The sequence below is a fragment of the Kitasatospora sp. NPDC001095 genome (assembly GCF_053598615.1).
On the sequence record NZ_JBSFKQ010000092.1, the window covers coordinates 1 to 12624 of the forward strand.

Consider the following 12624-nt stretch of genomic DNA (forward strand, 5'->3'; position numbering starts at 1 on the left):
TCGTCCGCCACGCCCTGCAGCAGCGTGCGCACCCGCACCCGGTCCTCGTCCCCGAAGTGCCGGCTGGCACAGATCATCCGCACCAGCGGGTCGTCGAGGACGACGGAGCGCCCCAGTTCCTCGGCCAGGCCGTCCACCAAACTCTGCAGCGCCTCGCCTCCCGCACGCGCGCGCCGGATCCACATCGTCATGATTGCCTCCCGGCGCATTCATACAAGGAGTGGAACAGGAGGGGCGGGCATTCGACAAAACGAGGAAACAGCGGCTCCCCGCGGGCCGGACGGCCTCTCCCCGGGCCGCTTCCACGCCTGGAAGAGCCTCCGCGCACACGGCCGGAGCGCGGCCACTGCCAGTGAACTCCCCTGCCGCACAGCCGAGTTGACCGAAAGCCGGGACCGGACGGCGACCGCCGCTCCGGTCACCGGCCGCGCCGCCCCACAACTGTCGTACGGAGTGGACGCGACGGCGGGGAGCCCGCGTCCGGCCCCGTCCACCGCGCGAAAGGTGCGCGGATCGTCACCCCGCGGTGCACGGGCGGAACATCCGCCCCCGCCGCCGCCAGCTAACCTGAGGACCGGTTCCGCCTCCCCCTGCTCCTCGGCAGCTCCCAGGGCTCGAGGCAGGAGCGTCGCGCCGTCACCGGCGCCGACGCTCCGATCGTCCGGTGTGGCCCCGTCCCGATCGGACACCGCACCCGCCGGCCCCACGCCGGCCCCGGACGGCCCCTCTCGGCCTCGCGCCGGCCCCACCCCGACACCGCCCAGGAGACCTCCCGTGCCCACGCACCAGCCCCTGCCCAGCCCCCAGCCCGGCCCGGACGCCACCACCACCGACCTCACCCTCGACGCCCGGCTGGTCCTCGGTGAGCACGAGTCCGTCGACATCCCGGTGCGCCTCGGCTACCGCAGGGACGACCCGCTCGCCGTCGCACTCGAGTTCCTCGGCCCCGCCGCGGAAGCGGGCACCTGGCGCTTCTCCCGCGACCTCCTCTGGGAGGGTCTGCAGAGACCCGCCGGCCTCGGCGACGTCCGCATCTGGCCGCCCTGCACCTGCCACGGCCGCGCCTCCCTGCGCATCATGCTCCGCGGCTGCGGCACCGTCGTCCTCATCGACCTGCCCTCCCGCCAGGTCCGCCGCTGGCTCCGCCGGGACTGCTTCACCCTGGTGCCCCAGGGCTCCGAGGCCGGCCTGATCGACTGGGCCGCCGAACTCGACGGCCTCGCCGCCTGACGCCCCGGCGTCGCGGAATTCCTGACAGACTTCTCCCCGGGAGGGTGTGTGCTGCTGCTCGACCTCGACACGGTGTCACCTCGTGAGCGCGTGGATGCGTTCCACCACGCGTTGACGGATTCGCAGGTACCCAACGACATCGCCCACGAGGAGCCGGCGACCGGTATCCACGCGCGCATGGAGATGTGGCGCGTCGGCGGACTGGACTTCTTCGCCACCCGGAACTCGGGCTTCCGGGTGCGGCGGACGGAGCGGCACGTACGCCACCACCGGGAGCACCCCATCGTCTCGGTCTCGCTCCAGCCCCTGGGTGTCCACCGGGCCGAGGTCGCGGGCCGGCAGACGCTCCTAGGATCCGACGACATCTGCGTCTTCCACGAGTTGTCGCCCCGCGTGTACGGCTGGTCCGGCGACGGCGCGTCCCAGGTCGTCATGTTCGACATGAACCGCCTCGGCGTGCCGGTGGACACCGTGGTGAGGGCCTCCCAGCGGCTGCGCGCCAGCCCGCTCCACGGCCTGGTGCTGCAGCACCTGCGGGGTCTGTGGAGCGATCCCGGCCGGCTGGAGACCGACGCCGGCTCGGAGGCCCTGGCATCCGCCACGACGGAACTCGTCCGCGCCCTGCTCCTCTCGGCGGCGCACGCCGAGGAGGCCGTCGAGGTCAGGTCGACGATGGACGAGACGCTGGTCACCCGGATCACGGCCTACGTGCGCTCCCACCTGGCGGACCGCTACCTGACGCCGGAGCGGATCGCGGCGGAGCACGCCGTCTCCGTCCGCCGGCTCTACGCCCTGCTCAGCGGGGCGGGGATCAGCCTGGAGCAGTGGATCATCGCGGAGCGGCTCGGGAAGGCGCGGCGCATGCTCGCCTCCCCGCGCTACGACCGCCTGACCATCGCCGCGATCTCCGCCCGGTGCGGGTTCAGCAGCCCGAGCCACTTCAGCCGCCGCTTCCAGGCGGCCTGCGGGGTGTCCCCGAGCGAGTACCGGCGGCTCGGTGGCGCCGTCCCGGTGGGCGGCTTCGAGTGAGTCGGCGGCTTCGGGTGACCTGACGCGCAGTCCTCACCGCGATCGGTCCGGGGCGGTTCCCCACCGGGCGCACGACGGCCCGGCGTTCCCCGCAGCCAGGGACAAGAACCGTGCAGGGTGGGGCATCGCGGCAGTGTCAGCGTTTCTCCAGGACGTGCGGAACCGGCGAAAGAACCGGGTCCGGGGCCAGGGCACGGGAAGCCCCTGGTCCCGGGCCTGCCGGTCCCTCGTCCCGGAGAGACGAGCACCGACGAGGACTGCCCATGACCGAACAGTGGCGGCGAACCCCCGCCGAAAGTGCCGCGCTGCAGGAACTGATCGACGAACTCGCGGGGGAGCTCCGTCGGTCCGTGGCCCTGGCCGACTCCTCGATCGGGCGCATCCGCTCCAGCCGGCACTTCGACGACGCGGACCCGGCCCGCGTCCACAGCCTCCTGCACGGACGGGCGAGCGGCGAAGTCGTCCGCCACATCCTCGACCAGGGCGTCACCCAGTGGACCGGGCCGGGTTTCACCGAGGGCCTCGAGGAGTCGGGTCTGCTGCCCCGCTACTGCGTGCCGCTGCGTGAACGCGGCCATTTCCTCGGCCTGTTGACGGTCATCGCGCCGGACGCGTCGCTGCCGCCGGAGGCGACCGAGGCCATCGCCCGGGCCACACCCGCCATCACCGGCCGGCTGTACGCCGACCGCGTCCTGGCCGGCACCGCGCGGAGCGAGGAGCAGGACCTCCTGCTGTCCCTGCTGGACCCGAGCCCCGCCACGCGCGCCGAGTCCCGCAAGCGGCTCCTGGACGGCGCGCTGCTCCCGGACGCGCCCCACGCGGTGGTCAGCGTCGTGCAGCTGGGATGCTCCCGGGTGCCTCCCGGACGGGTGGCGACCGCACTGCACGGGGCGCTGGAGGGACTGCGCCGCACCCGGTCGGCGCACGGCGCCTTCGCGGTCACCCCGAACCGGGCCGTCCTGCTCCAGCTGTCCGACCGGCCGTTGGACCAGGAGGTGCTCCGGGAGCAGTCCGCCCGCATCATGGCGGCCCTCGGCACCGATCCCGCCGCCTCGACCGCTCCCGTCATCGGCATCGGCGGCCGGCAGGCGGGCCTCGCCGACGCGCGGGCCTCCTACGAGCAGGCGCTCGTCGCCGTGCGCGCCGCACGCCGGATGCCGGAGCTGAAGGGCATCGGTTCCTGGGAGGAACTCGGCGAGTTCGCCGTGATCCTCCAACTGCCGGACCACGCCCTGAACGAGTCACTGCTCCCGAAACCGCTGCGCGCCCTGCTCGAGTCCGGCTGCGGACAGCGCCTGGAGACGACCCTGCGGTGCTTCCTCGACCAGGCCGGTTCGGTCCCCAGGACCGCCGAAGCACTCCGGATCCACCGCACCTCGCTCTACTACCGGCTGCGGCAGATCCAGGAGATCACCGGGCTCGACCTGGACAACGGGGCGGACCGCATCACCCTGCACCTGGGCCTGCGCATCCGGGAACTCCTGCTGTCCCTCGGCACGTCGGGCGAGGACGCCGGACGCCGACAGCAGTCCGCCGCAGCGGGCGACGCTCCCGTCGACCGGACGCCCGGCGCCGGTCCGCGGGGCCTGCGCGGCACGAGGGCCCGCCCGGGACGGCAGGCCCGGCCGAAGCCGACGCACGCCCGACGGGATCGGGCCGACCACGTCCGGGGCGAGGCCGCTTAGGGCCTGGGGGAGGCAGGCCGGGTCACTGCCTCTCCCCCGCCGCCCGGCGGGCACGCTCGTTCACCAGCCAGTCCGTCGGTGACAGGCCGTAGGCACCGCGGAAGGCGCGGCTCAGCTGCCCGGGGCTCGTGAAACCCCACCTCCGGGCGATGAGCCCGACGCTGAGCGAGTGCGCCGGGGTCGCGAGCAGCGCCCGGCGGCACCCCTCCAGACGCTGTTCCCGGATCCACTCGCACAGCGTCCGGCCCTCGCCCTCGAAGAGCCGGTGCAGGTACCGCACGGAGATGCCCTGCGCCCGGGCGACGCCCTCGGGGGTGAGCCCGGGGTCGGACAGGTGCCGGCGCACGAACTGCCGCACGCGGAACAGCACGGCGTCGTTCACGCCGGACAGCTCGTCCGTCGGCCGGGTCGCCGTCGGACGGGCGTGCGGTGTCGAGGCCGCGGAGCGACCGCCGTCCTCCATGGGTGGGGGGATTCGAACTGCCATGGTGCCAGCATGCCGGTGCGGCGGGGCCGGGCGCATGAGTCAGGTGACTGGTCCGCGCGGGCGGCGCCGGCCCCGCTCAGGCCAGGTGCGCCCGCAGGAAGCCGCCTCGGCGGTGCCGACCAGCGCCGGCGGCAGCCCGGCGAGCAGCTCAACGGTCCGCCTTGCTCTGCAGCAGGTCGCGCAGCTGGTGCCGGCTGCTGACCCCGAGTTTGGGATAGGCGTTGTACAGGTGCGAGCCCACCGTGCGGGGCGACAGGAAGAGCTGTTCACCGATCTCGCGGTTCGACAAACCCTGCGCGGCCAGGCGGACGATCTGCTGCTGCTGGGCGGTCAACCCGTCCAGGGAGGCCGCGGATTCGACGGCGTGGTCGGTGTTGTTCGCCACGCCGCTGGCGCGCAGTTCCTGGCGGATCGCGGTGGCGAACGGCTGGAATCCGAGGACGTCGGCGGTGTCCAGCGCCGCGACGAGTTGCTGCCGGGCCTCGGAGGGGCGCCTGGCGCGGCGCAGCCAGATCGCGTAGCTGAACCGGGCCTGCGCCCGCTCGACCGGCCACTGCTCGCCCTCGGCGTTCACCAGCGCGAGGCGGAAGTGGTACTCGGGGTCCGGGCCGGGATCCAGCAAAGCGGTGGCGTGGTGCAGCAGGAGCGTCATCCGGACCGTCGGCCGCTCCCCGTGCACCGAGCGCACCCGCGCCAGCACCTCCGCCGCGTCCTCGCTCGTGCCGGCCCGCTGGGCGGCCAGCGCGAGTTCCGCGACGCAGCGCGACGAGAGGAACGGGTGCACCGGAGTGCCGTCCTCGGCGAACAGCCTCCGGAGCCAGCGGTAGGCGTCGGCCCACTCCGCGTGGGACATCGCGACCAGGGCGACGGCCCGCACGAGCCGGGCCCGGGTGGCGGCGTTCTCGTAGCCGTCGAACGGGACCTCCGGCCAGGTGATCAGGTTCGCGGGGGCGGTCCCGCGCAGTGCGCGCAGGGACAGGTCGAAGGCCTCCAGGTCGGCCTGGGGGCGGGTCAGGCGCAGCACCGCCGCCTGGTCGGTCGCCTCCTCCACCCGGGCGGACACCTCCGACCACTGGCCGGTCGCCAGGAGGGTGTCCAGCAGGGGGGCCAGGTGCCAGGCCCGCAGGCCGAAGGCCCGCCGCCCGCGCAGGTAGGCGTCGGCGGCACGGTAGTGCTCCAGGGTGACGCCCGGGTCGTCGGAGAGGTAGCCGACCGAGGCGACGGCGAGGCGCCTGGTCAGCTGGTCCCGTCCGTCCAGGGGGCCGCTGCCCATGAGGGCGTCGGGGCCTTCGACGGCGCGCGACGCGCTCGTGGGCCGGGTCTCCGTGCCCTGCACGAAGCCCGCGAGCACGCCGGTCGGTCCTGGCCTGGACGCCCGGTGGTCGTCAGGGCCGGGCCCGGCTTCGCGGAGGCCGGCGACCAGCTCCGAGAGCCGGGCGCGGTGCTCCGGCAGGCCGGACTGCTCGGCGATCGCCGAGGCCAGCGTCACCGACCGCGCGTCGACGGCGGCACCGACCGACGGGTGCCGGGCCGCGCTGTCGAGCAGAAGGGCGAACGCCTCCTTCTGCCGGGAGGAGTGGGACAGGGCGGTCGCCACGGCCAGGTCGGCCTCGCGGGTGAGCCGGGGGTCGGTGTTGACGCTCAGGAAGCGCGTGTGGAGGCTGCTGACCCAGTCCAGGTCCCCGACGGCGACGGCCGCGTCCAGGGCCCCGGCGAGGAGCCGGGCCCGCTCGTCGGTGCTGGTGCTGAACCGGGCGGCGTCCTCCAGGGCCCGCGCGAGGGTGAAGTCGTCCGCCGAGTGCCTGGCCGCCGCCCGCAGGCCCTCGGTGAGCGAGGCGTCCGGGACCACTGCGGCGGCCACCAGGTGCCGCGCCCGGTCGAGCGGCCGCCCGCCGGCCCGCTCGGCGAGGTCCCGGTGGGCACGGGTCAGCACCGCGGCGGACTGCCCGGTGGACGCGGCGACCCTGGCCAGCGGGTGCCGGAAGACGATGTGACCGTCGATCAGGGCGACGATCCCGGCCTCCTCGGCGGGGGCCCAGATCGCCAGGTCGGTGGTGTCCAGTGCGGCCATCACGGCGGCCGCGTCGTCGCCGGGCAGGGCCACGGCGGCGTAGAGGAGGGCCGTGCGCGTCCGGGCGGGCAGCGGCGCGATCAGGGTGTCGAACCTGGTCCGGAGGTTCCGTAGGCGGGGGGTGCGCTCATGGGCCAGGGCCGGATCGGCGCCGGAGGCCCGTCGACGGCACAGCTCCAGCAGGGCGGACGGATTGCCCTCGGCCTCCTCCAGCACCTCCAGGCGGGTGCGCCCGACGGGCGCGCCGGGCACCGAGTCCAGCAGCTCGGCGGAGGAGCGCGGCGACAGCGGCGCGACGTGCAGCAGCTCGACGTCGGCGGGCAGGTCCAGCAGGGCCTCGTCGTCGCGCGAGGCGAGCAGGAGCGACACCCGGCTCCCCTCCGTACGGCGGACGAGCGACCCCAGCAGCTCCAGGGTGGGGCGGTCGCAGGCGTGGGCGTCGTCGACCGCGATGAGGACCAGGCCCGGGGCGCAGCCGTGGTCGGGGCCGCCCGACCGGCTCAGCAGCGCCGCGGTGCCGGCCGCCACGTCCGACGCGGACGGCGCGGTGGCATCCGGCCCGATGGCGAGCGCGGCGAGCAGGGCCTGCCGATGAGGCTCGCCCAGCGTCGGCACCCGGTCCGTCAACCGGGCGAGCAGGTGGCGGAGCAGCCCGTACGGAACCCCGCTCTCCGGGGCCCAGCCCTGAGCCGTCAGCACCACCGCTCCGGCTTCGGCCGCCTGCTCACAGGCCGTCCGCAGGAGCCGCGACTTCCCGACGCCCTCCGAGCCGACGAGCACCAGAGCCCCCGAGGTCCCGGGCTCCCGCCGGACGTGGCGATGCAGTTGCTCCAGTTCGGCGCCACGCCCGAACAGCGTGCCGGTGCCGTGGGCGGAGGCCGGTCGCCCCCCGTGGTCCTCCGGTTCGTCCCGAACCGTCTCCATGATCGTCATCGTCGCACTCCACACTGCCCGCCGCGACCACCGCAGCACCTCTCCACATTGTCGATCTTGCTCGGGGCCGGGCCCGTCCTCGCACCGCACCGGCCCCGCGCTCCGCTTCCCTGCCGGAGCGGGAGCGATGCGCTGAGGCGCAAGTACGGGCGGTGGCGGCCCCCCAGGGTGACCGTGTCGCGGATCGTGGCCTCCGGGCCTCGGGTTCGAAGACAGGCCCGGGCTCCGCCCCTGCCGCGAGGTCGCGGACCTCGTCCGAGGGTGCGCCGTGCGCGGTCGGGATCCCGCGCCGCCCGGCGCCGTCCGGATCCTCGCCACCCTGCCCGCCCCGGCGGCGGACGCGGCCACCCCCGTGCCGAAGTCCCCGTTCCTCGACGGCGTCGTACGCGACGACAGCGGCACCCTGTACTTCACCCACGCGACCGGGACCGCCGACCTCACCGGCATCTGGAAGCCGGCCTCCGGCGGCGCCCCGCGACGCGTCACCGCCCTGCCCTCCGACGCCCTGCCCAACGGCCTCGCCCGGGACGAGCGCACCGGCTCCCCGTACGCCGCCGACTCCGTCCTCGGCACCGTCTGGCGCGTCCCCGCCCGCGGCGGCGCCGCCGTCCCGTGGACGACCGGCACCGACTTCAAGCCGAACGGCTTCCTCGGGGCCAACGGCATCAAGATCCGCGACAGGGCCGTCTGGGGCGGCGACCTCGACAACGGCACCCTGCCGCGCGTCCCGATCCGGGCCGCCGCCACCGGGCTGACCGGCATCGACGACTTCGCCTTCACCGGCCGCGGCAACCAGGTCCTGGCCGCCCTCGACAGCGGCAACCGGATCGCCCTGGTCGCCGACAACGGCACCCGCACCATCGTGCTGAACCAGGCGGACAGGCTGCAGAACCCCACCTCGGTGGCCGTCCGGGGCGACCGGGTCCGGGTCGCGGACGCCGCGTACCCGACCCGGCAGGACCCGAACCTCCTCAGTTCACCGCGCTGCGCTACTTCACCCTCGACGGCACCGACCACGCCAGCCACAAGGAACAGGGCAGCATGATCCGCCGCTACATCATCTGGCGAAACCGCCACGCCGACGACCAGCGCCTACGCGCCGTCGTCGACAGGGCCAACGCTGCCTGATCCGGCGCTAAACGCCGGTAGTGCCATCGATGCGTTCCCGAACCAGGTCGGCGTGGCCGTTGTGGCGGGCGTACTCCTCGATCATGTGGACGTAGATCCAGCGGAGGTTGACGTCCTGCTCCATGAAGCGGCCCGTATCGGCCAGAGCGCGGTCGGCGCAGTGCTCGCGGGCGCGGGCGATCTCCGCGTGCCAGGTGGCGAGGGCGTCGCTCAGGGTGGCGCCCTCAGCCACATCGAAACCACCGTCGGGGGCATCCGGGTCGGCCTGCGGGTCGTAGATGGGCGGAGCCTGTTCTCCGGCGAACACGCGGCGGAACCAATTCCGCTCCACCTCCGCCATGTGCTGGACCAGGCCGGTCAACGTGAAGCCGGACGGCGGCACGGACGCCACGGCGGCCTGCTCATCGTCCAGCCCCTCGCACTTCATGGCCAGTGTCGTGCGGTGGAAGTCGAGCCAGCTCTCAAGCGTCGTGCGCTCGTCGGCGTTCAGGGGCGGCATAGGACGATCGAAGGCGCTCATCGGTTGATTATCGCCAGCGTCCGAAGCCGTCGACAGGCGGGGCCTCACTACAGGGCGAACCTTGCCTGATGCGGCACTGGCTCTGCCGCCGGAGCAAGAGCACCCCCGCTGCCGTGCCCGAGGGTCCGGTGGCGGGGGTCACCGGTCGACGGGCGCGACCGCCGCGGGGTCGGAGGCGACGGACCGCCTGCGGCGCGTCGCCCGGCCTCACCAGGGTCGGCTGTGCAGCGCCATGTGCACCGTGTCGACGATCTGGATCAGCGCGGCCCGGGTGGTGCCCGTGGGATGGATCCCGCCGATCAGCAGGAAGCCGTGCATCACCCCCTGGTAGCGCGTGGCCACCACCGGCACCCCGGCCGCGCGGAGCCTGGCCGCGTAGGCCTCGCCCTCGTCCCGCAGCACGTCGGCCTCCGCCGTGACCACCAACGCCGGCGGTAACCCGGCGAGTTGATCCACGGACGCCCGCAGCGGTGCCGCCGTCACCTCCGTCCGACGGTCCCGCTCGGGCAGGTAGTCGTCCCAGAACCGGCGCATGTGCTCGCGGTGCAGGAAGTAGCCGGTGGCGAACCGGCGGTAGGACGGGGTGTCGAAGTCGGCGTCGGTCACCGGGCAGAGCAACACCTGGTGGACCAGCGGGAGTTCACCGCGCTCCCGGGCCAGCAGCGTCAGCGCCGCCACCAGGTTCGCCCCGGCGGAATCCCCGACGACCGCGATCCGCTCCCCCGCCAACCCGATCTCATGACCGTGCTCATGGATCCACCGGGCCACCGCGTAACACTGCTCGACGGCCACCGGGTAGCGCGCCGCCGGGGCCCGGGCGTAGTCCACGTACACGACGGCGGCATCCGTGCCCAGCGCGAACTCCCGCACCAGCCGGGCGTAGCAGTCGGCGTCACCGAGCGACCAGCCGACGCCGGGCAGGAACAGCACCACCGGACTGGGCCGGGCGGCGCCGACGGGCCTGGTCACCTGGACGCGCACCCGCCCGGTCGGTCCGCAGGGCAGGGTGAGCCACTGCGAGGTGACGCCGCTGGGGTCCTCCTCGTCCTCGTACCCGTCGCCGGCCTGTGCCTCGCCCGGTACGCCGTCCGGTACGCCGTCGGGGATGAGGAAGGAGAGGTCCGGCAGCCCGGTCGCGGAGCGGCCGGCTCCGGCGTCCAGGAACTCCTGGAACGCCCGGTCGAGCACCGGACGGCGGTCGGGCAGCGGGGTGGGATCGGACAACTCATCGCTCCTGGCCTGGTCGGATCGGTGCGGCAACGCGAACCCCGCCCTGGTGTGGGAAACTGGCCCCGGTGGCCTGATGGTGCACGGATCCCCCTTCGAGGGCACGGGCGTCCGGCCGATGCCGGGAGTTCGCTCGGGGCAGGACGGCAGGAGCGGGTTCAGGAGGAATGACGGCCGTCCACCCGGGCTGCGTAGGCCTGCCACTCACGCGGCGAGAGCCCGTAGGCGTCGCGGAACGTCCGGCTGAAGTGGGAGTGGCTGACGAAACCCCACCGGTGCGCCACCGCGGAGACGCTGCGCTGCCGCCGGGACGGCCGCTCCAACTCCCGGCGGCAGGCGTCCAGTCGGCGCTGCCGAACGAACTGGCCCACCGTCGTCCCGTCCTGCTGGAACAGCTTGTGCAGATAGCGCACCGAGATGTGCTGCGAGCGGGCGATCGACTCCGGCGCCAGATCCGGATCCGCGAGGTTCTCCTCGATGTGGGCCCGGATGCGTGCCAGCAGCTCCGCCGCGCCGCCCGGCCGCTCCGGCGCCTCCCGCTCCAGCAGCTCCGCCACCAGGACCGCCACGATGTCGCAGACGCTGCGCGCCAGGTGGTTGCCCGGCCGGGCCCGGTGCGCCCGGGACTGGACGACGAGCGTCCGCAGGAACTGGGCGGCCAGCGAGCCGACGCCCTCACTCCCCCGCGCCACCAGCCCGCCCGCACGCCGGACGTCGGCCTGCCGCACGCCCAGGTAGAAGCACGGGATCCGGAACTCGACCATCCGGCACTCGGCGTCCCGCAACAGGACCGCAGGGTGGCGGGTGGCGCCGATCAGCAGGTCCCCGGGCTCCAGCACCGTGCTGACGCCATGGCGGCGGACCAGGGCGGTGCCGCCGACGTGCAGGAGGACGTACAGGCAGTCCTCGGGGTCGACCCCGGGCGGCGGGGCCAGGACGTCGACGCAGCCGCTGCCGCCGTCACGGACGGCCCGGGCGAACTGCTGGACTGGGCGTTCGGGCGTGGGGCTTTCGCCTGCGGGGGTTTCGGGCATGGGCGAGGGACCCGACGGGATCACGGGAGACTCCTGACCGGTTGCGAGGGTTCGGTACGGGTGCTGGTGACGATCGCCGAGCCGCTTCGGAACGGGCGCGGCGATCGGGGGATCAGGACGATCGGGGGATCCGGAGAGGAACGGTCACGAAGCACCAGCGGGGCGCCGTCGCCGCCGCTGTCGCGGTGGGCCAGGCGCACGCCGTCGTTCGTGATCAGTTCGTGCATGGTGCTCGTTCTCGTCCGTTCGTCTCTGCTCGTGGCTTCGGGAGGTGGCGTCGGCGGGGCGGCGGCCGCGGCCCCGGCGCGGTCATGACGGCACGGGACCGCCCGGGGGCCCGTCCGCCCGGGGGGCCTGGAGCAGGTCCAGGAGCTGGAGCCCCATGTGCAGCACCAGGCGGTGCGCGCCGTCGTCCAGGTCCAGGCCCGTGATCTCCTGGATCCGGCGCAGCCGGTAGTACAGCGAGGTGCGGTGCAGTTCCAGCACCTCCGCCGTCCTGGGTACCGATCCGGCGTTCTCCAGGAAGCAGCGCAGCGTCTCCTCCAGCCGGGCGCCGGCGCCGTCGTCCAGCAGGCGCCGCAGCGGTTTGGGGACGAGGGATTCGTTGAGCGCGCCGTCGGGCAGTTGGAGGAACATCGTGTACTCCCCGAGCCGCTCCCAGTCGCCGACGCCCTCCAACCGGGGCAGCCGACGGGCCGCGCGCACCGCGACCAGGGCCTGGTCGTGGGAGATCCACGCGTCGGCGAGCACGGTCCGCCGGCCGCCCACACCCACCACGGCGTCCGCTCCGGGGCCCAGGAAGGTCGTCAGGGAGCGGACGATGTCGCGGCCCTGCTGCTCCAGGTCCTCCTCCGTCGGCTCCCGGTCGAAGACCTGCACCAGGACCGCCCGGTCCCGCTCGATCATCAGCAGACCGCGGGCCGTACGGGCGTGCCGGAACGGCTCCAGCGCGCCACGGAGGGCCACCGCGATCCGGCCGGAGGGCCCGCGCTGTCCGGTGACGGCCACGCTGGTCACCACGACGTGGGGGCCGGCCGGAAGGAGTCCGTCGTCCACCAGGCGCTGGTGCGCCGCGCAGCGCAGCGCCGAGTCCGAGCCGACCAGCCAGCCCACGAGTTGACGGGTGCGCTCCTCGTCCACCTCCGAGGCGAGGCGCTCGGCGTACATCTCGACCGCCACCGTACCGGCGACCCGGTCGATGGCCTCGGTCTCGGCCTCGGTGAGGGGCTCGCCCACCGCCACGACCATCAGGATGCCCAGCAGGTGGCCGCGCTCGCGGA

Annotated in this window: 10 protein-coding genes and 2 pseudogenes; 5 read left to right on the forward strand and 7 right to left on the reverse strand. The window is 74.2% G+C overall.

Annotated elements, in window-relative coordinates; genetic code table 11:
- Positions 1-191 (reverse strand): annotated as a pseudogene (locus ACWDBB_RS35475) (PucR family transcriptional regulator); the annotation flags it as partial.
- Between the two features lie 583 nt (positions 192-774).
- Between ACWDBB_RS35475 and ACWDBB_RS35480 the strand changes: the two are divergent.
- From ACWDBB_RS35480 to ACWDBB_RS35490, 3 genes are all read left to right on the forward strand, one after another.
- Positions 775-1230, forward strand: coding sequence for an SsgA family sporulation/cell division regulator (locus tag ACWDBB_RS35480; RefSeq protein ID WP_449793528.1), 456 nt, complete (start codon positions 775-777; stop codon positions 1228-1230).
- A 90-nt stretch (positions 1231-1320) separates the two neighbouring features.
- Positions 1321-2259 carry an AraC family transcriptional regulator gene (locus tag ACWDBB_RS35485; RefSeq protein ID WP_449793537.1) on the forward strand — a complete coding sequence of 313 codons (939 nt, stop codon included), beginning with the start codon at positions 1321-1323 and terminating at the stop codon, positions 2257-2259.
- A 263-nt stretch (positions 2260-2522) separates the two neighbouring features.
- Positions 2523-3944: a PucR family transcriptional regulator gene (locus ACWDBB_RS35490; protein WP_449793529.1), complete on the forward strand. Its 1422-nt coding sequence runs from the start codon at positions 2523-2525 to the stop codon at positions 3942-3944.
- Between the two features lie 22 nt (positions 3945-3966).
- On the opposite strand, the gene ACWDBB_RS35495 is transcribed toward ACWDBB_RS35490, so the two are convergent.
- Both ACWDBB_RS35495 and ACWDBB_RS35500 read right to left on the reverse strand, forming a co-directional pair.
- On the reverse strand, positions 3967-4431 hold the full coding sequence (locus tag ACWDBB_RS35495) for a helix-turn-helix domain-containing protein (RefSeq protein WP_449793530.1): 465 nt from the start codon (positions 4429-4431) through the stop codon (positions 3967-3969).
- 148 nt (positions 4432-4579) lie between these two features.
- Positions 4580-7435, reverse strand: a complete 2856-nt coding sequence (locus tag ACWDBB_RS35500; RefSeq protein WP_449793531.1) for an AAA family ATPase — start codon at positions 7433-7435, stop codon at positions 4580-4582.
- Positions 7436-7703: 268 nt separating this feature from the next.
- Between ACWDBB_RS35500 and ACWDBB_RS35505 the strand changes: the two genes are divergently transcribed.
- Both ACWDBB_RS35505 and ACWDBB_RS35510 read left to right on the forward strand, forming a co-directional pair.
- Positions 7704-8480, forward strand: coding sequence for a hypothetical protein (locus ACWDBB_RS35505; RefSeq protein WP_449793532.1), 777 nt, complete (start codon positions 7704-7706; stop codon positions 8478-8480).
- A pseudogene (locus ACWDBB_RS35510) lies at positions 8408-8563 on the forward strand (IS630 family transposase); the annotation flags it as partial. The gene ACWDBB_RS35505 and the pseudogene ACWDBB_RS35510, both read left to right, overlap by 73 nt.
- A gap of 7 nt (positions 8564-8570) precedes the next feature.
- On the opposite strand, the gene ACWDBB_RS35515 reads toward ACWDBB_RS35510, so the two are convergent.
- From ACWDBB_RS35515 to ACWDBB_RS35530, 4 genes are all read right to left on the reverse strand, one after another.
- Positions 8571-9083 carry a DinB family protein gene (locus tag ACWDBB_RS35515; protein ID WP_449793533.1) on the reverse strand — a complete coding sequence of 171 codons (513 nt, stop codon included), beginning with the start codon at positions 9081-9083 and terminating at the stop codon, positions 8571-8573.
- Positions 9084-9290: 207 nt separating this feature from the next.
- A complete protein-coding gene (locus ACWDBB_RS35520) occupies positions 9291-10307 on the reverse strand; it encodes an alpha/beta hydrolase (protein WP_449793534.1) in 1017 nt (338 codons plus the stop codon).
- Between the two features lie 161 nt (positions 10308-10468).
- Positions 10469-11344: a helix-turn-helix domain-containing protein gene (locus ACWDBB_RS35525; protein WP_449793535.1), complete on the reverse strand. Its 876-nt coding sequence runs from the start codon at positions 11342-11344 to the stop codon at positions 10469-10471.
- Positions 11345-11653: 309 nt separating this feature from the next.
- On the reverse strand, positions 11654-12624 hold a 971-nt coding region (locus tag ACWDBB_RS35530; RefSeq protein ID WP_449793536.1), incomplete at its 5' end, for a PucR family transcriptional regulator.

Excerpts from the sequence above, each read along its gene's own strand:
- ACWDBB_RS35515 (WP_449793533.1), bottom strand. The coding sequence starts at position 9,083 with ATGAGCGCCTTCGATCGTCCTATGCCGCCCCTGAACGCCGACGAGCGC.
- ACWDBB_RS35495 (WP_449793530.1), bottom strand. The coding sequence starts at position 4,431 with ATGGCAGTTCGAATCCCCCCACCCATGGAGGACGGCGGTCGCTCCGCG.
- ACWDBB_RS35500 (WP_449793531.1), bottom strand. The coding sequence starts at position 7,435 with ATGACGATCATGGAGACGGTTCGGGACGAACCGGAGGACCACGGGGGG.
- ACWDBB_RS35525 (WP_449793535.1), bottom strand. The coding sequence starts at position 11,344 with ATGCCCGAAACCCCCGCAGGCGAAAGCCCCACGCCCGAACGCCCAGTC.
- ACWDBB_RS35490 (WP_449793529.1), top strand. The coding sequence starts at position 2,523 with ATGACCGAACAGTGGCGGCGAACCCCCGCCGAAAGTGCCGCGCTGCAG.